Source organism: Mediterranea massiliensis, assembly GCF_900128475.1.
Classification (GTDB): domain Bacteria; phylum Bacteroidota; class Bacteroidia; order Bacteroidales; family Bacteroidaceae; genus Bacteroides; species Bacteroides massiliensis_E.
In genome coordinates, this window is the sequence record NZ_LT635839.1 from 468,030 (window position 1) to 491,133 (window position 23,104).

General features: G+C 53.4%; 18 protein-coding genes and 1 pseudogene. 7 read left to right on the top strand and 12 right to left on the bottom strand.

Annotated features, from left to right (window positions below):
- Positions 1-186 precede the first annotated feature (186 nt).
- Both BQ7483_RS15460 and BQ7483_RS15465 read right to left on the bottom strand, forming a co-directional pair.
- On the bottom strand, positions 187-1,074 hold the full coding sequence (locus tag BQ7483_RS15460) for a BamJ family beta-barrel-assembly machinery protein (RefSeq protein ID WP_022020170.1): 888 nt from the start codon (positions 1,072-1,074) through the stop codon (positions 187-189).
- A 22-nt stretch (positions 1,075-1,096) separates the two neighbouring features.
- On the bottom strand, positions 1,097-1,690 hold the full coding sequence (locus tag BQ7483_RS15465) for a BamJ family beta-barrel-assembly machinery protein (protein WP_072546502.1): 594 nt from the start codon (positions 1,688-1,690) through the stop codon (positions 1,097-1,099).
- A gap of 144 nt (positions 1,691-1,834) precedes the next feature.
- Between BQ7483_RS15465 and BQ7483_RS15470 the strand changes: the two genes are divergently transcribed.
- The gene (locus tag BQ7483_RS15470) at positions 1,835-2,542 is read left to right on the top strand and encodes an NAD-dependent deacylase (RefSeq protein WP_072546503.1); all 708 of its coding nucleotides are present in this window, start codon (positions 1,835-1,837) and stop codon (positions 2,540-2,542) included.
- A 179-nt stretch (positions 2,543-2,721) separates the two neighbouring features.
- On the opposite strand, the gene BQ7483_RS15475 is transcribed toward BQ7483_RS15470, so the two are convergent.
- Together BQ7483_RS15475 and BQ7483_RS15480 are read right to left on the bottom strand one after the other, a co-directional pair.
- Positions 2,722-3,468: a glycosyltransferase family 2 protein gene (locus BQ7483_RS15475; RefSeq protein ID WP_072546504.1), complete on the bottom strand. Its 747-nt coding sequence runs from the start codon at positions 3,466-3,468 to the stop codon at positions 2,722-2,724.
- A complete protein-coding gene (locus BQ7483_RS15480; RefSeq protein ID WP_072546505.1) occupies positions 3,461-4,726 on the bottom strand; it encodes a glycosyltransferase family 4 protein in 1,266 nt (421 codons plus the stop codon). Before BQ7483_RS15480 ends, BQ7483_RS15475 begins: the two co-directional genes overlap by 8 nt.
- 145 nt (positions 4,727-4,871) lie before the next feature.
- Here BQ7483_RS15480 and wecC point away from each other — a divergent pair, with 145 nt between their 5' ends.
- Positions 4,872-6,080, top strand: a complete 1,209-nt coding sequence (gene wecC, locus BQ7483_RS15485; protein ID WP_072546506.1) for a UDP-N-acetyl-D-mannosamine dehydrogenase — start codon at positions 4,872-4,874, stop codon at positions 6,078-6,080.
- 22 nt (positions 6,081-6,102) lie between these two features.
- Here wecC and BQ7483_RS15490 read toward each other — a convergent pair whose 3' ends face one another.
- The 6 genes from BQ7483_RS15490 to metG form a co-directional block, all read right to left on the bottom strand.
- Positions 6,103-7,341 carry a glycosyltransferase family 4 protein gene (locus BQ7483_RS15490; RefSeq protein ID WP_072546507.1) on the bottom strand — a complete coding sequence of 413 codons (1,239 nt, stop codon included), beginning with the start codon at positions 7,339-7,341 and terminating at the stop codon, positions 6,103-6,105.
- 1 nt (position 7,342) lies between these two features.
- Positions 7,343-8,515, bottom strand: a complete 1,173-nt coding sequence (locus tag BQ7483_RS15495; protein ID WP_235847383.1) for a glycosyltransferase — start codon at positions 8,513-8,515, stop codon at positions 7,343-7,345.
- A complete protein-coding gene (locus BQ7483_RS15500; RefSeq protein WP_072546509.1) occupies positions 8,508-9,686 on the bottom strand; it encodes a glycosyltransferase family 4 protein in 1,179 nt (392 codons plus the stop codon). The genes BQ7483_RS15495 and BQ7483_RS15500 overlap by 8 nt, the downstream gene beginning before the upstream one ends.
- Before the next feature lie 4 nt (positions 9,687-9,690).
- On the bottom strand, positions 9,691-10,611 hold the full coding sequence (locus BQ7483_RS15505; RefSeq protein WP_072546510.1) for a beta-1,6-N-acetylglucosaminyltransferase: 921 nt from the start codon (positions 10,609-10,611) through the stop codon (positions 9,691-9,693).
- The gene (locus BQ7483_RS15510; protein WP_072546511.1) at positions 10,608-12,056 is read right to left on the bottom strand and encodes a lipopolysaccharide biosynthesis protein; all 1,449 of its coding nucleotides are present in this window, start codon (positions 12,054-12,056) and stop codon (positions 10,608-10,610) included. The genes BQ7483_RS15505 and BQ7483_RS15510 overlap by 4 nt, the downstream gene beginning before the upstream one ends.
- A 95-nt stretch (positions 12,057-12,151) precedes the next feature.
- Positions 12,152-14,194, bottom strand: a complete 2,043-nt coding sequence (gene metG, locus BQ7483_RS15515; protein ID WP_072546512.1) for a methionine--tRNA ligase — start codon at positions 14,192-14,194, stop codon at positions 12,152-12,154.
- Positions 14,195-14,401: 207 nt separating this feature from the next.
- Between metG and BQ7483_RS15520 the strand changes: the two genes are divergently transcribed.
- Positions 14,402-14,869: a PepSY-like domain-containing protein gene (locus BQ7483_RS15520; protein WP_072546513.1), complete on the top strand. Its 468-nt coding sequence runs from the start codon at positions 14,402-14,404 to the stop codon at positions 14,867-14,869.
- Positions 14,870-15,107: 238 nt separating this feature from the next.
- Here BQ7483_RS15520 and BQ7483_RS15525 read toward each other — a convergent pair whose 3' ends face one another.
- Complete coding sequence (locus BQ7483_RS15525) at positions 15,108-15,716, bottom strand: hypothetical protein (RefSeq protein WP_072546514.1); 609 nt, start codon at positions 15,714-15,716, stop codon at positions 15,108-15,110.
- A 596-nt stretch (positions 15,717-16,312) separates the two neighbouring features.
- Between BQ7483_RS15525 and BQ7483_RS15535 the strand changes: the two are divergent.
- The 4 genes and pseudogenes from BQ7483_RS15535 to BQ7483_RS15555 all read left to right on the top strand — a co-directional run bounded on the left by BQ7483_RS15535 (position 16,313) and on the right by BQ7483_RS15555 (position 21,264).
- A pseudogene (locus BQ7483_RS15535) lies at positions 16,313-18,221 on the top strand (acetate--CoA ligase family protein).
- 47 nt (positions 18,222-18,268) lie between these two features.
- Entirely contained in the window at positions 18,269-18,736 is a 468-nt protein-coding gene (locus tag BQ7483_RS15540) for a radical SAM-associated putative lipoprotein (protein WP_072546516.1), read from the top strand.
- A complete protein-coding gene (locus tag BQ7483_RS15545; protein WP_072546517.1) occupies positions 18,733-19,833 on the top strand; it encodes a TIGR04133 family radical SAM/SPASM protein in 1,101 nt (366 codons plus the stop codon). The genes BQ7483_RS15540 and BQ7483_RS15545 overlap by 4 nt, the downstream gene beginning before the upstream one ends.
- A gap of 525 nt (positions 19,834-20,358) precedes the next feature.
- Positions 20,359-21,264 carry an IS982 family transposase gene (locus tag BQ7483_RS15555; protein ID WP_072545396.1) on the top strand — a complete coding sequence of 302 codons (906 nt, stop codon included), beginning with the start codon at positions 20,359-20,361 and terminating at the stop codon, positions 21,262-21,264.
- Between the two features lie 75 nt (positions 21,265-21,339).
- Here BQ7483_RS15555 and BQ7483_RS15560 read toward each other — a convergent pair whose 3' ends face one another.
- The gene (locus tag BQ7483_RS15560) at positions 21,340-23,037 is read right to left on the bottom strand and encodes a hypothetical protein (RefSeq protein WP_139247675.1); all 1,698 of its coding nucleotides are present in this window, start codon (positions 23,035-23,037) and stop codon (positions 21,340-21,342) included.
- Positions 23,038-23,104 lie beyond the last annotated feature (67 nt).

The window sequence follows — 23,104 nt, forward strand, 5'->3', positions numbered from 1 at the left end:
ATATACGTTTGTAAGTTTCTTGTTGTTATCAAATAGTAAGCAAATATAGGAATTTATTTTAATTTATCTATAGACGGGCGGAAAAAAATAGGGAAAAGTACAAAAAAGAGCGGGTGAGACCGATGCTTTTGCATCATTTGTCTCATCCGCTCCGATTGTCATTTTGACAGCAGAAGTGCCTGCCGCTTATTTTTTCTTGCCGATGCCTACCAGTTCAACTTCGAAGATCAGGGTAGAGAAGGGTTTGATCTGGGCACCCATCTCTCTGGAGCCGTAAGCCAGGTCATAGGGGATGTAGAGTTCCCATTTCGAGCCGACGGGCATCATGGTCAGGGCTTCGGTCCAGCCTTTGATGACCTGGTTGGCGCGGAAGGTAGCGGGCTGTGATTTGCCATCCTTGTCCTTGCGCTTGTAGGAGCTGTCGAACTCAGTGCCGTCGAGCAGCGTGCCTTTGTAGTTCACCTGTACATAGCTGGTGTCGGCAGGAACGGCGCCTGTACCTTGGGTCAGGACCTTGTATTGCAGGCCGCTTTCAGTCGTTACCACGCCTTCTTTCTGCTTGTTTTCCTCGAGGAACTTCTTGCCGGCTTCGATGTTGTCGGCATATCTCTTCTCCAGCGACTTCTCGCGGATTACTTCCATCTGGCTCTGCATGTAGCCCTGGGCGAACATCTTGTCCATCTGGCCCTTGCCTACCACGCCGGCGATGAAGCCTTCGAGCAGTTTCTCACGGTTGAGGCTCTGGGTAGAGTCGTTGCCGAAAATCTGCTGGTTGAAGCCTTCCACCCACTGCTTGCTGACCATCTGGCCTACCTGGAGGCCGGTCATGTAGGCTACGTCTTTCTTGTCGATTTTGGCGGCGCCTTCGTTGAAACCTTTGATGAATTGGGTCATCTGCGTGCTGTCGATGCCCTGCTGCATCAGGAACTGGTCGAGACCTTCGGTGCGGGCCATACCGATGGCATAGGAGAGTGAGTCGATGTCGTTGGACAGATTGCCCTTAGAGGACTGGGCTGTACACGATGACAAGGCTGCTGCTGCGGCCAGCGTCATCAGAAATGTTACTTTTTTCATTTTGTCTTACTGATTATATTTTTTATTTGGATAATATTTTCAGGAGTTCCACTTCGAAAATCAGTGTGCTGTGGGGCGGAATCATCTCGCCTGCGCCGTGTGCGCCATAGCCCAGCTCGCTGGGGATGTAGAGTTTCCACTTGGCTCCTTCGGGCATCAGCTGGAGGGCTTCCACCCAGCCGGGGATGACCTGGTTGACGCCGAACGTGGCGGGTTGGCCGCGCTTGATGGAGCTGTCGAAGAGGGTACCGTCGATGAGAGTGCCTTCGTAGTGGCACTGCACCTGGTCGTCTATCTTGGCATAGTGGCCTACGTTGCCTTCCTTGATCACTTCGTATTGCAGGCCGCTGGGCAGGGTCACCACGCCCGGACGCTGCTTGTTCTCTTCGAGGAACTTCTTGCCCTTCTCGATGTTTTCCGCATTGATGCGGGCTTCCATTTCTTCGAAATATTTGTTTACGATGTCACGGGCCTCAGCATGTGTGATTTCCGTCGGATTACCGTTGAGCACGTCGCTGATGGCGCGTGCAAAGTCGTCTACCGAGATGCCCTTGGCACCCATGCTCAAAAGATTCTGACCTATACCCAGGCCGATTGCATAACTGAATTTGTCCATAGTTCTTTTCAAATGAGTGGCAAAAGTAAGGCTTTTATTTGAATGTTAACGGGTTGCAGTATTTAATTTTTCTTATTTTATGAGACAATATGCGCCCGCTTTCCCTATCTTTGCTAGATGAATGCTTAAAGAAAGGAGTAAAAGATGAAAAATCTGGTAGTTTTGTCGGGCGCAGGCATGAGCGCCGAAAGCGGCATCAGCACCTTCCGCGACGCAGGAGGCCTGTGGGACCGCTATCCGGTAGAGCAGGTGGCCACGCCCGAAGGGTATATGCGCGACCCCGAACTGGTCATCCGCTTTTATAACGAGCGGCGCAAGCAGCTGCTCGACGTGAAGCCCAACGAGGGGCATATCGGCGTGGCGCAACTGGAAAAAGATTTCAACGTGACGGTCGTCACGCAGAACATCGACAACCTGCACGAACGGGCGGGCAGCACGAAGGTAATCCACCTGCACGGCGAGCTGACGAAGATGTGTTCAAGCCGTGATCCTTATGACCAGCGTTATATCAAGGAGATGAAGCCCGAAGAGTATGAGACCTGCGCGACCGACCGCGCGGGCGACGGCAGCCCCCTGCGCCCCTTCATCGTGTGGTTCGGCGAAGCCGTGCCCGAAATCGAAACGGCCATCGGCTACGTGGAGCAGGCCGACATCTTTGTCATCATCGGCACGTCGATGAACGTCTACCCTGCCGCAGGGCTGCTCCACTACGTGCCCGCCCGTGCCGAGGTCTACCTCATCGACCCCAAGCCGGTAGACACGCACAGCTCGCGCCCGATACACGTCATCCGCAAGGGAGCGTCCGAAGGAGTGAAAGAATTGCGCGCCCTGCTGGGATGCGGGGCTTCCTGACAAGCTCGCGGTAGGATGATATTTCCGCCCCAGGCATTGCCTACAGGAAAAGCATTGCTTTCTTTGAGGGAAAACAATGCTTTTTTTCATGCAAAACATTGCTTTTTCCGAGGTAAAACATTGCCTGCTTTTCCGAAGCAGAAAGCGGGGCGTGAAGAGGCCCGAAGCTTCTCCTCCATTTACTTCTTCAGCAACAGGCGCAGGACGAACCACAAGTGGAAGGCCACAGTACTTGCCCATCCGTAATGGCGGACCATGATGCGGAAGCGTTCCTTGAGCGAAGCCTTGTGGTTGCGTGTCGTCATGCCTTCGGACAGGTAGTCGATAAGGGTAAGATGGGTGTTGTGGAGCACCTTCGACTGCTTCATAATCTTGATGCACCAGTCGAAGTCGGCCGAAAAGCGATAGCGCAAGTCATAAGGCATCACGAGGTCGCGCCGCGCGAAGAAGGCCTGGTGGCAGACAAGCATCCCCTGGCGGAAGCTCTTCCACGTCAGGTGCTCGGGAGCCTGGAGGCGGCGCATGCGCAGGAAGTGGCCTTCATGATCGACCAGCTCCGTCTCGCCATAGAGCACATCGGGCAGCAGGGTACCGTGTATGGAGTGCACCATCTGTTGCAGGGTGTCGTCTTCGTGGAAGCTGTCGCCTGCGTTGAGGAAGCACAGATAGTCGCCCGTAGCCAGACGGATACCCTTGTTCATGGCGTCGTAGAGCCCCTTGTCCGGCTCGCTGACAACGACGGAGATGCGCTCGCGGTAACGGTTCACAATGTCCATGGTGCGGTCCTTCGAGGCACCGTCCACAATGATGTACTCCACGTGGTGGTAGGTCTGCGAGATGACACTCTGGATGGTGTCCTCGAGAGTCGCTTCGGCGTTGTAGCAGACGGTGATGACACTGAATTTCGGGGTGGGATGATTATGCATTGCTTCCGGTCGCTTTGTTATAGAGGTCAATGTATCGTTTGGCTACGCTGCTCTCCGAGTAGTGGCTGGCCGCCTTGCGGCAGGCCTGCTCGCAGAGGTTGGGATAGTCGGGGTCGGTCAGCGCCCAGCAGATGCCGTTGGCAAAGTCGTCGGCATCCTTGTATCGGGCCACATAACCGTTGTGCAGGTGGTCTATCATCTCGGGGATGCCGCCCACGTTGAAACCTACGCAGGGTGTTCCGCAAGCCATGGCCTCCATAATGGTGTTGGGCAGATTCTCCTCCAGCGAAGGGGTGACGAAGAGGTCGACGGCGTTGTAGATGTCCACAAGCTGGTGCTCGTCCTGCACGAAGTCCAGCGGATAGACGGGGAAGGGCAACAGGTCGGCCAGCTGGCCCGACTGTCTGCCGAAAGCTACTACGGCCAGCCGTTCCTTCAGCTCGGGATGCTTGTCGGCCAGCAGGCGGCACGATTCTATCAGGTAGTCTATGCCCTTGCGCTTGTCGGTAATCTTGACCGAACCGAAGAGGAGGAGCCGCTTGTCCGACGGGAGCCGCAGGCGTTCGCGTGCGCTCTGCCGGTCGTGCGGCTTGAAGAGGTTGATGTTCAGTGGGTTGGGGATGCACTCGATCCGATGGCCTACGGTCAGGGCGCTCTCGCGGGCCTTCTCTTCCAGCCAGTGGCTGCACGTGACGAACGTCATCGGGTAGTCCTTGTAGAGGCGCTGCTTCTTGTGGAAGATGCGGTAGGCCAGGTCCTTCTTGTGTCCGCCTCCGTAGAGGAAGGGGCATGGGCCGCATTCCTGCCGGTAGCGGGTACACTCGCGTGCATGGTGGCAGATGCCCGTGCAGGGCCACATGTCGTGCATTGTCCATACCACGGGTTTGCCCGAGGCCAGTATCTGTTCGATATTCTTCAGGGAGAGCATGCCTTGGTTGATCCAGTGCAGGTGGATGACGTCGGCCTGGCGGAATTCGGGCAGGGAGGTGATGTCCGTACCCGTGTTGGCAATGTCTACGGCAAAGAGGTTGTTCTTCTTGAAGCGGTTGGCTTTCCAGATGACGATGCGTTCCCATACGAACTTCCACACCATCCGCCAGTTGCGGCGCAGGGCCACGACAGAGATCTGGTCGGTCTGCTTGTCGCGCACCAGCAGCTTGGCCTTGATGCCGTTGTTCTTCAGGGCTTCTGTCAGGCGGCTGGCGGCTATGGCGGCTCCGCCGATTCGTTCGGATGTATTGATAAGCAGGACTCTCATTTTGTTGAATGGTCGGTTGTAAAACAAAGAATAGACAACGAAATGCCCGTTATTTGGCGCAAAAGTAGTGGTTTTCGATGAGAAACGGTGCAAAGTCACACAGATTATTTGTACTTTTGCCCGTGTTTATAAATAAAGATATTCTATGAAGAAGGTTGTATTTGTAGGATTGGGCTACATCGGTCTGCCGACGGCAGCTGTAGCGGCCCATCATGGTTATCAGGTGGTGGGAGTGGATGTCAATCCGTCGGTGGTCGAAACCGTCAATCAGGGAAAAGTCCATATCGTGGAGCCCGACTTGGACCGGGTGGTGCGTGAAGCCGTGCAGAGCGGCAGCCTGCGTGCCGTGTCCCGCCCCGAAGAGGCCGATGCCTTCGTCATCGTGGTGCCTACCCCCTTCAAGCAGAACCACCGCGCGGACATCACATACGTGGAGGCGGCTACCCGTTCGGTCGTCCCCTGCCTGCGCCCCGGCAATCTGTTTGTCATCGAGTCTACTTCGCCCGTGATGACCACCGAGCGGATGGCCGAGCTCATCTTCAGCCAGCGCCCTGAGCTGAAAGGACAGATCTATATAGCTTATTGCCCCGAGCGTGTGCTTCCCGGCAACACTCTCTACGAGTTGGTGCACAACGACCGTGTCATCGGCGGCATCGACGAGGCTTCGACCGACAAGGCCATCGAATTCTATTCGGCCTTCGTGCAGGGCAAGCTGCACCGCACCAATGCCCGTACGGCCGAGATGTGCAAGCTGACGGAGAACTCCAGCCGCGACGCGCAGATAGCCTTCGCCAACGAGCTGTCCATGATTTGCGACAAGGCCGGCATCAACGTCTGGGAACTCATCGACCTGGCCAACAAGCATCCGCGTGTCAACATCCTCCAGCCCGGCTGCGGTGTGGGCGGACATTGCATCGCCGTAGACCCGTGGTTCATCGTGGCGGACTATCCCGAACAGGCCCAGCTCATCAAGCGTGCCCGCGAGACCAACGACTACAAGGCCGACTGGTGTGCCAACAAGGTGCTCGACGCCTGCCATGCCTTTGTAGAGCGTAACGGGCGCGAGCCGGTAGTGGCCTGCATGGGTCTGGCCTTCAAGCCCAATATCGATGATCTGCGTGAATCGCCTGCCAAGTACATCGCTTCGCGCATCGTGTCGGAAAGTCGAGCCGATGTGCTTATCGTGGAACCCAACATCAGTTCCCATCCCAGCTTCCACTTGACAGACTACAAGGAGGCTTACCGTCGGGCCGATATTGTGGTATGGCTGGTACGTCACACGCCCTTCCTCTCCATTGCCCGCGACGAAGCCAAGCAGGAACTGGACTTCTGCGGCGTAAGAAAGTCCTGTTAATTGAAAATGGAGAATGGATAATTCATTCTTCATTTTTCATTAAATCGCTGAAGGCCCGGAGATAGCGTCCGGCCACCGTATCGAGATTAATCTGCTCGCGGATGATGCGCTCGGACTCCTGGCCCATCGTGCGGCAGCGTTCGGGCGAGGCCAGCAGGGTGTCCAGTGTCAGGGTCAGGCTGTCGACGTCGCCGTCGCGGAAGAAAAGACCGTTCCGTCCGTCGACCACCAGGTCGCGTTCCGTTCCGTCACAGACGGAGCATACTACCGGCAGGCCATAGGTCATGGCATCGTTAATGGACAAGCCTCCCATGCCGGCCAGCACGTACACCAGCGATTCGTGCATACACGCTCCCAGTTCCTTTGGGTCATAGATGGCACCGGTGAAGCGTACGCAACCTGGAGTAGAAGGCGTATCCTTGTCGGCCACCGTCAGGTTCAGGCGGCGGGCCTGCTGTTTCAGTTTCTCCAGTTCGGGACCGTTGCCCACGACGGTCAGTTCGGCATCGGGATACTTCCCGGCCAGCCGGGCAAAGGCATCGATTAACAGGTCTACCCGTTTCCATTTCACCAGTCGGCCGATGTGTAGCAGACGCCGATGACAAGGCGGCAACAAAGCCGGCTCCGTTTCCACCGCCTGCCGTTCGCTGAGCAAAGCTTCCGTATCCGTAGCATTGTAGGTGACGTGTATCCGTTCAGACTTGACCCCATACGAGGGGATAATCTCGTGTCCCACGCTGGAGTAGCACAGGATACCTGCACAACGCGCATAACAATAACGACGCAGGCCAGCGATGAGCCACTGGCGAAGGAGGAAAGCCGCTCCTCGGCTTTGCAGGCACATGTTCTCGTCATACATGGGGTGCTGGCGGAAGTAGGAGCGGATTCGTCCGTAAGGAGGAGTCTGGAAGGGAATCTCGCGGATAGCCACCCGTATGCCGCAGGCACGAAGCACGCGGCGCAGGCGGGGCTGGAAGAACAGTTGCAGGAAGTAGGGCCAACCCATGACCACGAGGTCGGGCTTCTCCCGGCTTATCAGGTCGGGTAGGGCGGGGAAGGCACTTTTGCCGTAGAACATCTTCTTTTCGGGAGTCGTCAGGTGGCGGTAGGTACCTCCTTCCACCATCTTTACCCCCTGGCCGATGGTGGCGTTCCCTTTCTGCGGGGTGACAACTACGATATCCACACCTTTCTTATATAGTTTCTCGAGCAAGGCATTCAGGTAGTGGGGAATACCTCCGAAGGTGAACAGAACTTTCATTTTATGTTGTTTTAATCAGGTTATCAAGCAAATTCTCCTGCAACGTTTCCAGGCAGGAACGAAGGCGGGTGAGGCTGTGTTGCTGCAGGTAACGGTCGTAGGCCTCGGTACGGTCCTTTGTGTCGTGGCACAGGTCCGCGATGGCTTTCCGGCAGGCGTTGGCATCCGTTTCCACGATAGCGCGTCCGATGTCGTATTTCTCTGCCCGCCATCCCATGCAGGCACCTTGGCTGACGATGACCGGCCGCTGAAAAGCAGCCGCTTTGGTCAGCAGGTTGCTGCTTCCGGTAAAGTTCCGGTAAACGGCAAAAATGACATCGCTGGCGGCAACCAGTGCATTGAAACAGGCTTCATCAGGGATGCGTTCCAGCGAGAATAGGCAATTCGTACGGCCGGATTCCAGCGACCGCAGACGAGAGGTTTCTGCTTTGTCCAGCCACGAACGGCCGGCAATGAGGAAGAAATATTCGTCTTCGGGCAACAGCGGGATGACTTGCTGCAGCAGGGTGACTCCTTTCCGCATGCCGATGGAACCCAACAGGGAAACAACCTTCCGCCCGCCTGCCCGCTGCCGAAGCGTTTGCAGCAAGGGATAAGACGGGTCGGGAGCCGACAGGTCGGTAAAATCGGGCATGCACCACACGTGTGGTTGGAAGGCTTTCAAATCATCAGCCGAATATTCATTCAGTACACCGACGCCCAGACAATGGGAACTGCTCAGGTAAGGACGGACGTCGGGCATTCCCTTCTGCCAGCGGGGCAAGGCCGACTGGACCAGCAGGCCGCTCCAGCGGTAAGGCAGCAGACGGTCGAACAGACACATCGGCCCCAGCGTGGGTAACATGTCATCCAGGCAGGGAAAGAAGACCAGGTCCGGATGGAAATCATCCAACTGCTTGCGTACCGACTTCAGGTTGCGCAGACGGATGGCCGCATTCTGTAGGACGATGAGCTTCTTCTGCAACGGACGGTTTGTCGGGAGCGGGCGGAGCGGACGAACATCTATCTGACGGAAGGCCGCCACTTCTTTCGTATCCGACGGTTGCGGAGCCAGCAGCAGCACCTCATTGCCCATCTCGGCCCATACAGTGGCAAAGGTCCGGTAGTACGTTTCCCGATGGCCCGATACGGAGCAGTCTACTACGGCTATTTTCAATATTCTCTTATTATTCATGTCCTTGGATGGCTTCTTGATATACTTTCAGCAGTTTCTGTCCGGCTTGGGCAAAATCAAAACGTTCGGCCACCGAGCGGCGGATGGCCGCTTTGTCAAACTGTTCATAGTGCTCGTAGAGCTCCTGCATCTTTTGGCCCAATGCCTGTACATCGCCAGAACGGATCAGATAACCGCTTTCCGGCGTAATGATGTCTTCGGGACCGCCGCAAACGGTACCTATGGCAGGCAGTCCTGCAGCCATGGCTTCGATGAAGACGATGCCGAACGTTTCTGCATAGGAAGCCAGTACGAATGCATCGCTGCGCGCTAACAGGTCAGCTACCTCTTTGCGCGGAAGTCTTCCGGCCAGACTGATCTGCCCTTCCAGATGCAACCCGTGGATCTGTTGTCTCAGGTTGTCTTCTTCCTCGCCGTCACCGGCAATGACAAGCGATACATGAGGCTTGTCGGAGAAGTGTCGGGCAAAAGCGTCTATCAGTTCTGCAAACCCTTTCCGTCTGCTTAGATTTCCTACGCTGACGAAAGTAAAGGACTTCTCCTTCTCTGTCTGCTTCCCGTTGGGTCGGAACGTACTGATATCGACAAAGTTGGGAATTACGATGGCCTTGTCCGGACGGTCCAGATAGGGCGTAAGGTTTTGCTTCAGTTGTGTTCCCACGCAAATAATCTTTCTGGCGTCTTTGTAGGCCGTACGCAAGGTAGTTGCCTGGCCGGGTGTCACCTTCCCGCCGTTGATGGACGAGGCGTGTTCGGTGACGACATACGGGATGCCATAGCATTTGTAGGCCAACCGGGCGGCATAACCGGCCCAGGTACCGAAGTGGGCATGAATCAGGTCGGGCTTGCCGTGACGACGGATATAGATCCCTACCAGTCGCAGCGTCAACCACGACCAGATGATGGCACCGATGCGTGTAGACAGCTTGGGGTTCCAGGCATGCATGCGCAGGGTAACCACGTGTTCGCTTTCGTCTTCCGTCACTTGGAAATGGTTCTCCTGCCGGAACGTTTTCCAGCTCAGTTCTTTCAGCAGGCGCTGCTCTACGTAGACCAGTCCTGTCTGACACCCTGTCCGGGCAATCTGTACGGCCTGCTCGCGGAACATGTAGCCGCGATGGGGAGGAGCACCCGGCTCGGGGTAATACATGGGGAGTATTAGTATATGCATAGGCTCACTGGAGTTTGGAGGTTTGTCTGTCTTGGTCTATCTGATCCGCCAACCTGTCCGAAACACTGCTTACGACCTTTCGGCAGAACATCTTGTCGGAACGATACAAGGCAGGAAGATCTTCGAGGGTCAGAGTCTTGATGGCATGTCCGTATTCGATATAGTGCAGCGGTGTCAGTCCTGAAAGGCCGGGATAATCACCCTTGTATAGGAGAGCATGACGGGCGAAGGGCGAGTTGAATACCAGCGTCTGAATACAGAGTTCACTGGGCACAAAGCTGGTGCGGAAGTAGCGTACCAACTGTTGTTCGGAACAGAGTTTCTCGTAGATGTATCGGGCACAGGGCAGGGTGACAGCCCAATAGTCGGATCCGAAGTAGACGTCGGCCTGGCGGCCATTGATAAACGTATAAGGACGCTTGCGCAGGGGCAGGACTTTCATCAGCAGGCGGGAGGCTACTATCAGTTTGTTCTTCCACCAGAGGTTCCGCCAGGGCAGGTCGCGGAAGAAGTGATAACAGCAGATTTTGGAACGCTGGGCACGGTCGGTGCAGCGGGTAAGATTCAGTCCCATGATGAATTCCGCGTCGGGATGTTCGTCAAAGTAGCGGCGGATACGCATGTTGCTCCACAAGGGATAATCCTGTCCGCTCAGGCAGACCACGCGCATGTAGTCGCGGCCGCTGTGCAGCACGGCTGCCAGCAGCTCTTTCTGGTATTCCACCTGCTGCCAGCCTCCCCAACTGATCCAATGGGAAGGGACGAATGTCGCCTTTCCGTCGAGCAACCGATGGAAGGGACGGCTGTCTACCTTGCGGTCGACATGGATATAAAAATCCGCTCCGCCGTCGTCCAAGGCGGCGACCAGCCGTGCCAGATGAGGGGCATCGGTATAGGCAGACAGGATGTAGGCAATGCGTCTCATGGTTTCCTATTTCGTTTCAACAGAAATTGTACACTCTCGCGGAAGATTACGGACTGTAATTTCCACAACACAAGGGCATAGAAGGCGGCTACGCCAACGACCTTCACGGCCATGCTGAGGTAGAGATTCGCGATGGAACGCGTCAGGTAATGGGCCGACACGGTAAGCAGGGCCGAGAGCAACAGATAGGGAGAGATGTCCTTCAACAGATGTTTCAGTGTCAGGCCGATTTCGCGATGCACGAACCACAGCCAGACGAACAGCCAGCCGATGTGTATCGCTACAAAGACGCGGAGCATCCATTCCAGGCCGAAGGGATACATCGTGCAGGCGGCTGCCAGCTGCAGCAGGCTCAGGCAGATGGTGTTCCACATGTACACGGACGAATGCCCGCGGCTGATAACCAGATTGGAAAAGAGGCTGGTGATGGGGATGAAGGCTCCCCACACGCAAAGCAGTTGCAGGATGGCCGCGCTCGACAGCCATTTCTCGGTGATGGTGATGACAATCAGCTCTTTGGATACCAGGCTCAGGCCGAACATGGCAGGAAAGGATATGAAAGCGGTAAAGCGGAGCAGCTTGCGGAAGACGTTGAGCTGGCGTTCGCGGTCGTCGGCAATGCTGGTAAAGACAGGTTGGGCAATGCCATTGATCATATTGGTAATGAGCGTATGGCCCATGCCGTTCCATTTGTTGGCCTGCGTGAAGTCGCCCACTTCCTTGGGCGAATAGAACTTGCCCAGTACGACGGAGAAGAGGTTGTTGTTGAGAATGGTAAAGACATTCGTTATTATCAGCTTGCTGCTGAAGCCTATCATCTCGCGGATGGGGCGGAAATCGATGTGCAGGCTGGGCCTCCAGCGGGAGAAGTAGAAGTTGAGCAGGGTGACCATCGTGACGAAGGACAGGGACTGAAAAGCCAATCCCCAGTAAGCGAATCCGTTGGCAGCCAGCGTGATGCCTACTACGCCCGATATGCTTAGAGCGGTGAGGGAAATAATGGTGGTTTCTCGAATCTTCAGGTTCTTGAACAGCCAGGCCCGCGGAGCGATGCTCAGGCTGGAAATGACGAAGCCCAGAAAGAGCAGGCGCGACAAGGGTACCAGTTCCGCGATGCCAAAGAAACGGGCAATGAGCGGAGCGCACAGAAACAGGATGAGATAGAACGTGACACTGCACAGAAAGCTGAACCAAAAGACGGCGTTGTAGTCGCGGTGCGTAGCGTTCCTGCGGTTGGTCAGCGCCGAGATGAATCCTCCCTCCTGCAGAGCGGCGGCTATGGCAGAGAAAACAGTCAGAATGCCCACCATGCCGTAGTCGCTACGGTCCAGCAGACGTCCCAGGAAGATGCCGAAGACAAGGTTCAGCACCTGCTGCAGGCCGTTGCTGAGCCCGCCCCAGAACAGGCCCTTGGCGGTTTTTTCTTTCAGTGTGCTTTGGCTCATACGTGCATGGTTAGCGGTAAGCGGTTAGTGGTGAGTGGTTAGTATCCATGCGGACGATTACTCACCGCTCACCACTCACCGCTAACCGCTGGTTATCATTTCACTTCGCTACCCGGCTTTACCTCGCGCAATACGGAGGTGACGGCCAGCGAGCCGTCGTAGTCTTCGGCAGAGAGGATCATGCCCTGGCTGACGAGGCCGTTCTTGAACTGGCGCGGAGCCAGGTTGGCGATGAACAGCACCTGCTTGCCTACCAGCTCTTCGGGTTTGTAGTGCTGGGCGATGCCGCTCACGATGGTGCGGTTCTCCAGACCGTCGGCAATCTTGAACTGAAGCAGTTTCTTCATCTTGGGTACGGCCGAGCATTCGAGTACGGTACCTACGCGGATGTCCAGCTTCTCGAAGTCTTCGAAGGGGATGACGGGCTTTACTGGGTTGGCCTTGTAGTTGGCTGCCTCGTTGGCCTTCTTGGTGGCCAGCAGCTTGTCCACCTGTGCCTGGATGGCCTCGTCGTCAATCTTCTCGAACAGCAGTTCGGGCGTACCCAGCTGGTGTCCGGCGGGCAGCAGGTCGGTGCGGCCCAGGTTGGCCCAGTCGAAGCTTTCCATGTTCAGCATGTGGCGCAGGCGTTCGCTGCTGAAGGGCAGGAACGGTTCGAAGGCGATGGCCAGGTTGGCCGTCAGCTGCAGGGCGATGTGCAGGATGGTCTGTACGCGGCCCATGTCGGTCTTGGCGAGCTTCCACGGTTCGGTGTCGGCCAGGTACTTGTTGCCGATGCGGGCCAGGTTCATGGCTTCCTTCTGCGCGTCGCGGAACTTGAAGACGTCGAGCAGCTTCTCCACTTCGCTCTTCACGTCGGCAAATTCCTTCAGCGTGTCGCGGTCGTAGTCAGTCAGTTCGCCACAGGCGGGCACCACGCCGTCGAAGTATTTCTTGGTGAGCTGCAGGGCACGGTTCACGAAGTTGCCATAGACGGCTACCAGCTCGTTGTTGTTGCGTGCCTGGAAGTCTTTCCACGTGAAGTCGTTGTCCTTCGTTTCGGGTGCGTTGGCGGTGAGCACGTAGCGCAGCACGTCCTGCTTGCCGGGGAAGTCCTGCAGGTATTCGTGCAGCCAGACGGCCCAGTTGCGCGAGGTCGATATCTTGTCGCCTTCGAGGTTGAGGAACTCATTCGAGGGTACGTTGTCGGGCAGGATGTACGAGCCTTCTGCCTTCAGCATGGCGGGGAAGACGATGCAGTGGAAGACGATGTTGTCTTTGCCGATGAAGTGGATGAGGCGTGTCTCAGAGTCTTTCCACCACTTCTCCCACGAGTCGGGCAGCAGCTGCTTGGTGTTGCTGATGTAGCCGATGGGGGCGTCGAACCACACATAGAGCACCTTGCCCTCGGCGCCTTCTACGGGCACGGGGATACCCCAGTCGAGGTCGCGGCTCACGGCGCGCGGCTGCAGACCCATGTCGAGCCACGACTTGCACTGGCCATAGACGTTGGGACGCCACTCCTTGTGGTCTTCCAGAATCCACTTGCGCAGCCAGCCCTCGTGCTTGTCCAGCGGGAGGTACCAGTGTTTGGTTTCCTTCATGACGGGCTTGCTGCCGCTGATGGCGCTCTTGGGGTTGATGAGCTCCGTGGGGCTCAGCGTGGAGCCGCACTTCTCGCACTGGTCGCCATAGGCACCTTCGGCGTGGCAGCGGGGGCATTCGCCGGTGATGTAGCGGTCGGCCAGGAAGGTCTTGGCTTCCTCGTCGTAGTATTGCATGGAGGTCTTCTCGATGAATTCGCCCTTGTCGTAGAGGCGGCGGAAGAAGTCGGAAGCCGTCTGGTGGTGTATCTCGGAGGTGGTGCGTCCGTAGACATCGAACGAGATGCCGAATTCCTTGAACGAGTCGCGGATCAGCGTGTGGTAGCGGTCTACGATGTCCTGCGGCGTGCAGCCTTCCTTCCTGGCGCGGATGGTGATGGGTACACCGTGCTCGTCGCTTCCGCCGATGAAGATGACGTCTTCCTTCTTGAGGCGCAGGTAGCGCACGTAGATGTCGGCGGGGACGTAGACGCCGGCCAGGTGTCCGATGTGGACGGGACCGTTGGCATAGGGCAAGGCCGATGTCACGGTAGTACGTTTGAACTTTTTCTCCATATTGTTGTTTCTCTTTATGTGACTGAATAATATGCGGCAAAGATACGTTTTTTCCATCATTTTCCCAATTCTTTCCAGATTTACCCCTCTATCTTTGTTGTGTAAAACAATTCGAAAGACGAAGGATGGTGCATTCAGAGTTCTTTCGCATATTGTAAGTCAGAGAAGTATAAAAGAGAATATTTGAATTTAAAAAAGAGAATGATTATGAATGTAAGAAAGTTATTAGCGTTTCTCCCCATTTTGCTGGGAGTATGGATGTTGTCAAGTTGCGACGATGAAAAGAAAATCGATTTTGGCGAGCTGCCCGGCGAGGCCCGTTCGTTTATCGAGAACTATTTCCCTAGTGCCGACATCCTTTCCATCGTTCAGGAGAAGGAGGACGGACGCAAGGAATATCAGGTGAAACTGTCTGACGGTACAGACATGGAATTTGATGAAGACGGCGAATGGACGAACATCGAGTGTTATTTCAGTCCGCTGCCGACGGGCATCCTGCCGGCAAACGTGATAACGAAGGTAGAAGAACTGCACCCCGAGGCGTATATCAACGGTGTTGAGAAGGAGCTGGGCGGTTATGTCGTGGAAGTGACGGATGCTGGCGGCATCGACTGGGACATGCGTTTCAATGCCCAATTCGAGTACGTGTCGCAGAGTCAGGACCGGAATGACTGACGGGCGCTTCGTCCGATAGAAGAGAAAAGAGGCTGTCTCAAAATAGAAATTCAAAAGTAATAATCTTACAGATTGAAACTTAGTAATAAAAAGCCTCCTGCTTTAGCCCTTATTTATTGCAATTATAGGACTAAAAGCAGGAGGTTTTTATGTTGTAGCTTATAAATTGTAAGTAAACTTATCTCTGTTTTTAATTTTGAGACAGCCTCTTTTCTGATTGGTAAAACACTGTTTTCTGCTATTTGCGGTAGCCCTCCGTCATAAAGTTTACTCCGTTATACGCATACTTATACGCATCGGCCATGATAACGGCTTCTGCGGGATACGCCTCCTTCGCATACGCATACAGATCGGCGAACTCCGCTTCCAATGTCCGTGAACGGACGATGTTCGACCAGTAAAAGAACCAGAACTGAAAACGATGCCCGATACGCACTCGGGATAAACAGGTGAAAATCCCCTTCCGGCTTTCGCCGTCGGCAGACAATGCCTCACCCACCAACTCTCTAAGATAGTTGGGGGCATCTGCATCCAATTCGCCGCCGATGCAAAGGTTTACCAGACGTTCGCAGTATTCATCCGTCGGTATCGCCTTTGCCATTTCCCCCAAAGCGTGTACATGCTTGTTGGCCCTGTCATAGAAAGGTGCTCCGTATTGATAGGTCGCGATGAACTCCATCCAATTTTTGGGGAAGGCATCGAAAAAGACCCGTTGGTTGGCTGGTGAGCTCTCCTGCTGCCATGCGGCATAGGCCTGAGCCAACTTCGTTGTGTCAACAGATACATACTGCGCTTTCGCATAAAGGGAAGTACACAATACCAAATAGATTACAAATGACTTTCTCATAAAGGAAATGAATTAAAGATTTCACTATTCATACGCTTCCGGTCGGATACGCGTTTTAATGGTTCTCAAATTATTAAGTCCCGAAATATATGCAATTTCACGGATAAATACAAGGTTTGCTTGTCACTATTCTATAACCGTTTCGTTACTACATTACGAAGCGCAGCGTGGCACCTTTATGAAACGTAGGCCGACACCCTGACGAAGCGTAGCGTGACATCACTAGAAAACAGACGTTTTTTCCCCAGTGGGGAAAAAATCTCTCTAACCGGGCAGTTTGGACTCGCTAACTATGGACTTTAGAGCGCTAAAGTGGATAGTTAGCGGACCAAAGTAGATAGTTAGCGGGCTAAAGTTGATCGTTGGAGAAGCCGGGATAAACAAAGGAAAGCAGTTTGTCTGTTTCTGCCTTCACGCTTTCACAGGTATACAAACTGCTTTCTATGAGCAGCTTCCCGTGAAAGATAGCGGTGAAAGCGTGAAGGCAGAGAAGTTAAGCTGTGACGGGACTGAAGTTAAGCAGAAAGAGCGCTGATGGTTGGCTATTTCGGTTTAATTACTAACTTTGCGGGTGGAACCAATAAAAACATGTGGTTATGATAACAAGTCAACTGCTGCACCCCGCGAGCATCGTCGTGGTCGGTGCGTCCAACAATGTCCACAAGCCCGGAGGGGCTATCCTGAAAAACCTCATTAGTGGCGGCTACACAGGCGAGCTGCGCGCCGTCAACCCCAAAGAACAGGAAGTGCAAGGCATCCGCGCCTATGCCGACGTGAAGGATATTCCCGATACTGACCTGGCCATCCTGGCCATCCCCGCCCCGCTGTGCCCCGACGCGGTGGAGACGCTGGCGGCCGAGAAGCACGTGCGCGCCTTCATCATCCTCTCCGCCGGCTTCGGCGAGGAAACGCACGAGGGGGCGCTGCTGGAGGACCGCATCCTCGAGACCGTCAACCGCTACGGCGCCTCGCTCATCGGCCCCAACTGCATCGGCTACATGAACGCGTGGCACCACAGCGTCTTCAGCCAGCCCATCCCGCAGCTCCATCCGCAGGGCGTGGACCTCATTTCTAGCTCGGGCGCTACGGCGGTGTTCATCCTCGAAAGCGCCGTCACCAAGGGCCTGCCCTTCTGCTCCGTCTGGTCGGTGGGCAACGCCAAGCAGATAGGCGTGGAGGACGTGCTTCAGTATATGGACGAGAACTTCGATCCTGACCGCGACTCACATATCAAGCTGCTCTATATCGAGAGCATCGGCGACCCTGACCGCCTGCTGTTCCACGCCTCGTCGCTCATCAAGAAAGGCTGCCGCATCGCCGCCATCAAGAGCGGCAGCAGCGAGAGCGGCAGCCGGGCGGCCAGCTCNCGTCATGCTGACCGACGCCCTGAGTAAGGGCGGACTGAACGTGCCGCACCTCTCGGGGCCCTTGGCGGACGAACTGAAAGCACAACTTTATCCCGGCGCCTCCGTGGGCAACCCCATTGATATCCTTGCCACGGGCACGCCCGAGCACCTGAAACTCTGCTTGGACTACTGCGAGAACAAGTTTGAGGACATCGACGCCGTGATGGCCATCTTCGGTACGCCGGGGCTGGTGACAATGTTCGAGATGTACGACGTGCTGCACGAGGCGATGCAGACCTGCCGCAAGCCCATTTTCCCCATCCTGCCCTCCATCAACACAGCCGGTGCCGAGGTGGCGGACTTCCTGAAGAAGGGCCACGTGAACTTTGCCGACGAGGTGACGCTGGGCACCATGCTGACGCGCATCATGAACGTACCCCGCCCCGCAGCCAACGAAATCGAGCTGTTCGGCGTCGACGTGCCGCGCATCCGCCGCATCATCGACTCCATCGCCGACGACGGCTACATCCCGCCCCATCAGGTACAGGCGCTGCTCCGCTCGGCGGGCATCCCACTGGTGGACGAGTTCGTCTCTTCGAAGAAGGAAGAAGTGCTGGCTTTTGCCCGCCGCGCAGGCTTCCCCGTGGTGGCGAAGGTCGTAGGCCCCGTCCATAAGTCGGACATCGGCGGCGTGGTGCTCAACATCAAGAGCGAGCAGCATCTGGCACTGGAATTCGATCGCATGATGCAGTTGCCCGAAGTAACCGCCGTCATGGTGCAACCTATGCTGAAGGGTACGGAGCTGTTCATTGGCGCCAAATACGAGGAGAAATTCGGCCATGTGGTACTCTGCGGTCTGGGCGGAATCTTCGTCGAGGTGCTGAAGGACGTATCGTCCGGTCTTGCCCCGCTGTCCTACGAAGAAGCCTACTCCATGATCCGTTCCCTCCGTGCCTACAAGATTATCAAGGGCACGCGCGGTCAGAAGGGCGTCAACGAGGATAAGTTTGCCGAAATCATTGTGCGTCTCTCCACCCTCCTGCGCTTCGCCACGGAAATTAAGGAGATGGATATCAACCCTCTGCTTGCCACGGACAAGCATGTCATCGCGGTGGATGCACGCATTCGCATCGAAAAATCAGGGAAACAGATGCAGTAAATCGGGTAGAGGTGCATTTACTTAATGTAACCCTAAAAGTTAATGACATGAAAAAGAAATCGTTGAACGTCCGCTGGCTGAAGATTTGCAACGGCCTTCTGTCCGGCACACTGGCCCTGCTGGGCTACACTTCCTGCGACTCGTCGGATGAACCGGGAGTAGAATACGGCACTCCTTATGCCAAGTATGAAATCAAGGGCAAGGTTACGGACCAGGACACGAAAGCCGCCGTCGAGGGTGCCCGCATCATCGTGAAGCCCCTGCAATGGAAGTCCGACGAGACATTCCCTCCGCAGGCCTTCGACACCTTGCAGACCGACAAGGATGGTAACTACCTCTACCAAAACGAGATGACGGTGATTGATCGCTTCCGTGTGGTGTGCGAAGATCCTTCGGGTGCGCTCAAGGCCGACTCAGCCACCGTTGAGATGGCTCCGCAGGGCGGTGAAGGTTGGTATCAGGGTAGTGATAGTCAGGAAGTGAACTTTGAGTTGGAGAAACGGCAACAGCCATGAAGAAGTCTGTAGAACGGCTTTCCTTGCGCAAGCGTTTGGCACTGGAGGTATTCCGCCGGATGCGGGAGAACCAGAAGGCTCTGCATCCGCTGAAGCAGCTCTTTTGGGAATGCACACAACGGTGCAACATCCATTGCAAACATTGTGGTAGTGATTGCAAGCGCACTACGGATATTCCCGATATGCCTGCCGAGGACTTTCTGCGTGTGGTGGACAGCTTGACGCCTCACGTCAATCCGCATGAGGTGAACATCGTCATTACGGGTGGTGAACCGCTGGTACGCGACGACTTGGAGCAAGTGGGCTTGGCCCTTTACCGCCGCGGTTATCCTTGGGGAATGGTGACCAATGGTCTCTTTCTTACCGCCGAACGGCTGCAAAGTCTCCTGGCCGCAGGGCTTCACGCCATCACCGTCAGTCTTGACGGCTTTGCCGATGACCATAATTGGTTGCGCGGCCATCCCGACAGCTACGACCGTGCGATGAATGCCATTCGCCTGTTGGCACAGGAGCGGGACGTGAAGTGGGACGTGGTGACTTGTGTCAACCGCCGTAACTATCTTCGTCTGGAGCAACTGAAGGATGTCCTCTATGAGGCCGGTGTCCGCCGCTGGCGTCTGTTCACCATCTTTCCCGTGGGGCGTGCCGCCCACTATCCCGAGTTTCAGTTGGATGATCGCGACTTCAAGGGGCTGATGGACTTCATCGCCCGTACCCGTCACGAAGACAAACTGTGTGTCAGTTACGGCTGCGAGGGCTTTCTCGGCAATTACGAGGGTGAGGTACGCGATGGTTTCTATACCTGTAACGCCGGCATCAGCGTGGCCTCTGTCCTGGCAGACGGTTCCATTTCCGCCTGTCCCAGCATCCGTGCGGACTACCACCAGGGCAACATCTACCGCGACGACTTTATGGATGTGTGGCAACACCGCTTCCAGCCCTTCCGCGACCGCAGTTGGACAAAGACCGGCCCTTGTGCCGACTGTTCCTTCTTTCGCTACTGTGAGGGCAATGGCATGCACCTGCACGACGGCGACGGCCATCTGCTCTTCTGCCACCTGGAGCGATTGAAGGGAGCGTGTGGAAATGCAGACTGATGTTGAGCTTTTCAACAAAGCATCGTATGACCTTTTACATTATGTCTACCCTTTTATGGAGCTTTTCCGCAAAGCGTCTACTTTCTTAGGATACCATTCTGTGGAGTGTCTACTGCTTCAGTTTATAAAGCAAAAAAACTGTCTATCTAAATCAGGAAAAGTCAGCTGCAAGGTTGTCTTTTCTTTAAGCTGGGAGAAGCAATCGTTTAAGCTGGAGAAAGCAGTTGTTTAAGCTGGGAAAAGTATGGCTTTAAGCTGGGCATAGTGTTGCTTTAAGCGGGACAAATAGCTGATGTGTTCTGAATATGGAGGTGTTTGATAAGCTTGTTGGTGGAAATTGAAAATAAGGATTCCCCAGTCAGATTAATTTTAAGCTGGCTGGGGAACTGGCTGTTAGCCTCTTTTAATACTTATTATAACGTGAGTTCGAAATAAAAATAAATATATTTCAGTGATAATTAGAAACATAGCGATAAAAGTATTAAATTTATAGTGCTGAATTATAAGATTTAAACGATTACCACTATGTTTCCAGAGTCTAAAGTTACAGAGATTTATTGTATGGCCGATGATTTTTGCAAGGAATTTACATTGCAACAGGAAAAATATATGATTGAGGATAAGAAAACCAGGCATCGTAACAAGCCTAACCGTATGAATGATGCTGAGATTATGGTTATTCTAATCCTGTTTCACTCCGGTGGTTTTCGCTGTTTCAAGCATTACTACAAGGAATATGTCTGTAAACATCTGAAACACCTTTTTCCGCGTCAGGTTTCTTATAACCGTTTTGTGGAACTGGAGAAGGAAGTGCTGCTTCCTATGACCATCTTCATCAAGAAAGTCCTGCTGGGAACCTGTACCGGCATCAGTTTTGTCGACTCCACTCCTTTACGTGTCTGCCGTAACCAAAGAATCCTTATTCATAAGACATTTGAAGGACTTGCCGAGCGTGGAAAATGTTCTATGGGATGGTTCTTCGGATTCAAACTACATCTGATAATCAATGACAAAGGGGAAATCCTCAATTTTATGTTTACTCCTGGAAACGTGGATGACCGGGAGCCTTTGAAGCAGGGTAAGTTTCTGGAAAACATCAAAGGAAAACTATGTGCTGACAAGGGATATATTGGCCAGGCTCTCTTCGAGAACCTTTTCCTTAATGGCATTCAGCTTGTCACTAAAGTTAAAAACAATATGAAGAACTCGCTGATGAGCATTGCCGACAAGATCCTGCTCAGAAAAAGGGCCTTGATTGAAACGGTCAATGACGAGCTGAAGAACATTGCACAGATAGAACATTCCAGACATCGTTCGTTCAATAACTTTATAGCCAACTCTTTGTCGGCTATAGCAGCATATTGTTTTTTTGAAAAAAAGCCCGCCATTGATGTAAACTTTGTCAATGACGGACAACTGGCTATTTTCTAATTTTATATCGAACTCACGTTATTATACAACACTGATATCATTAACTATTACAGGCATTAACCATTTTATTGTCTATTAATAATATGTGATTTCTCTCTTCTGCTCATACATTACTTTCCCATCATTCATAAATTGAGCATTCTGCCAATTTCCTTGTTCGTCTACATTACTATATACTGGCTGAAACTCAAAGAAATATTCGTCACCGCCGAAAGGCATGCTTACTGATATGGATGAAGGCATACGAGAAAAACCTTTGTAATGGTAAGTAGAGTTCAGTAGGTTGCCTCCCGCATAACCCATTAATTCACCAGCAAACATATCCGAAGTACTGACGATGCGTTCTTTTTCATCATCGTAGGTCATGCTGAATATCTCAGTCTCTCTGTTTCCTTTATTTCCGTCTTTGGAATTCAGACAAGCAAAGATATGGAAAGTATTCCCTTGGACATCATATCTGAGGTAAGCAGGATATTGCCAGATGGTTTCTTTGGCATCGCACATGTATTTTCCATCTTTGGATGTGAAGCGATAGTCTACCGGCCCTGCAGAGTAAGAAATGGCTTCTAACATTCCTTTTTCATCAAAAGCAGCTTTGATAGTTCCTGTACGGAAACAGTCCATATCCGCCATCGTGTTTCCTTCGGCCGATGTTTGAGTGATTGTCACGTTTTTCACAGCTCCGGCAAGTTGGAATAACGAACGGGCACTCATGGCTTCTTCTTTGTTCTGTGCTTTCTGTTCAGCCAGTTCTTTAGCCATTTTGATGTCTTCTTCCGAATAATACTCGATGTTCCGTTCCAGTTTGGAGGCCGGTTTTCCGTTTTCCATTACGAACGAATTTTTTTGATACAGCAGTTTGAGTACATCTTCCGACGAGGGAGTGGCTATACGGCTGGTCCAATTTCCTTGTTCATCGTATTCATAAGAAAATTCCACAGTGAAATTGCCACTGATTTCTTTCTTACTGGTGGAATATTCCTCTTCCCACTTCACGATGTCATGCCTGTCGTTGTAAGTGTATCGGCTGGTGGTGAATAGCGAATCAGTGATATAGAAATAATCTTTACCGATATGAATGCCCCGTTCTTCAATAAATGCCTTTCCATATTTTACGTTGCATAGCCCATCGGAATTATATTCGTAGGTAAAATCTGTCTCAACTAACGTGCTGACTATCGGGTGTGTTGCCCACATACGCAAAGCCAGTACTCGTCCTGTTTCATCGCAATCCATATTCAATATTCCGTCCCGGTCATAGGTCTTGGCTACAGATACATTTTTCAGCATACCGTTCTCATAATACGTATACTGCTTTTCGTATTGTTCTGATTTGCTAATTGTCAATTGATTGGCTTCATTGTACAGAAAGGTTTGCAGTGAGCGTGCTCTGCGGTTTATTGCTTTTTGCAGTCTGCCGTCTTGATATTCAAATTCGAGCGCATCGCCGTATCTTCTTCCCAGAACTCTGCCTTGCATGGTCACATGGCCGAATTCATCAAATTCCAATCCGGTAACCAGTCCCTTCTCGTCCGAATGGATAGTTTTTACTTTCCCTTTCAAACCCAATTTAGTCCAATCGTTAGGATATTGCACAAAGTCCATGAAACAACGTGCAAACGAAAGTTTATCTTCTACATGGTTGCTCATATAAGCATCATCGCAATAAGTAAATGCTGTGACCGGTGAATAGACCTTCTTATTTTCACAGCTTAATAAGCCTAATAGCAGTAGTACACTTATCAATAGGGAAGTACATTGAAATTTTTTCATAACTCATACAATTTTATTAGTATTATAATAATGAGATATAAGCAGAGGAAAAATGATCCTAATTCTG

Excerpts from the sequence above, each read along its gene's own strand:
- BQ7483_RS15460 (WP_022020170.1), bottom strand. The coding sequence starts at position 1,074 with ATGAAAAAAGTAACATTTCTGATGACGCTGGCCGCAGCAGCAGCCTTG.
- BQ7483_RS15465 (WP_072546502.1), bottom strand. The coding sequence starts at position 1,690 with ATGGACAAATTCAGTTATGCAATCGGCCTGGGTATAGGTCAGAATCTT.
- BQ7483_RS15470 (WP_072546503.1), top strand. The coding sequence starts at position 1,835 with ATGAAAAATCTGGTAGTTTTGTCGGGCGCAGGCATGAGCGCCGAAAGC.
- BQ7483_RS15475 (WP_072546504.1), bottom strand. The coding sequence starts at position 3,468 with ATGCATAATCATCCCACCCCGAAATTCAGTGTCATCACCGTCTGCTAC.
- BQ7483_RS15480 (WP_072546505.1), bottom strand. The coding sequence starts at position 4,726 with ATGAGAGTCCTGCTTATCAATACATCCGAACGAATCGGCGGAGCCGCC.
- wecC (WP_072546506.1), top strand. The coding sequence starts at position 4,872 with ATGAAGAAGGTTGTATTTGTAGGATTGGGCTACATCGGTCTGCCGACG.
- BQ7483_RS15490 (WP_072546507.1), bottom strand. The coding sequence starts at position 7,341 with ATGAAAGTTCTGTTCACCTTCGGAGGTATTCCCCACTACCTGAATGCC.
- BQ7483_RS15495 (WP_235847383.1), bottom strand. The coding sequence starts at position 8,515 with ATGAATAATAAGAGAATATTGAAAATAGCCGTAGTAGACTGCTCCGTA.
- BQ7483_RS15500 (WP_072546509.1), bottom strand. The coding sequence starts at position 9,686 with ATGCATATACTAATACTCCCCATGTATTACCCCGAGCCGGGTGCTCCT.
- BQ7483_RS15505 (WP_072546510.1), bottom strand. The coding sequence starts at position 10,611 with ATGAGACGCATTGCCTACATCCTGTCTGCCTATACCGATGCCCCTCAT.
- BQ7483_RS15510 (WP_072546511.1), bottom strand. The coding sequence starts at position 12,056 with ATGAGCCAAAGCACACTGAAAGAAAAAACCGCCAAGGGCCTGTTCTGG.
- metG (WP_072546512.1), bottom strand. The coding sequence starts at position 14,194 with ATGGAGAAAAAGTTCAAACGTACTACCGTGACATCGGCCTTGCCCTAT.
- BQ7483_RS15520 (WP_072546513.1), top strand. The coding sequence starts at position 14,402 with ATGAATGTAAGAAAGTTATTAGCGTTTCTCCCCATTTTGCTGGGAGTA.
- BQ7483_RS15525 (WP_072546514.1), bottom strand. The coding sequence starts at position 15,716 with ATGAGAAAGTCATTTGTAATCTATTTGGTATTGTGTACTTCCCTTTAT.
- BQ7483_RS15540 (WP_072546516.1), top strand. The coding sequence starts at position 18,269 with ATGAAAAAGAAATCGTTGAACGTCCGCTGGCTGAAGATTTGCAACGGC.
- BQ7483_RS15545 (WP_072546517.1), top strand. The coding sequence starts at position 18,733 with ATGAAGAAGTCTGTAGAACGGCTTTCCTTGCGCAAGCGTTTGGCACTG.
- BQ7483_RS15555 (WP_072545396.1), top strand. The coding sequence starts at position 20,359 with ATGTTTCCAGAGTCTAAAGTTACAGAGATTTATTGTATGGCCGATGAT.
- BQ7483_RS15560 (WP_139247675.1), bottom strand. The coding sequence starts at position 23,037 with ATGAAAAAATTTCAATGTACTTCCCTATTGATAAGTGTACTACTGCTA.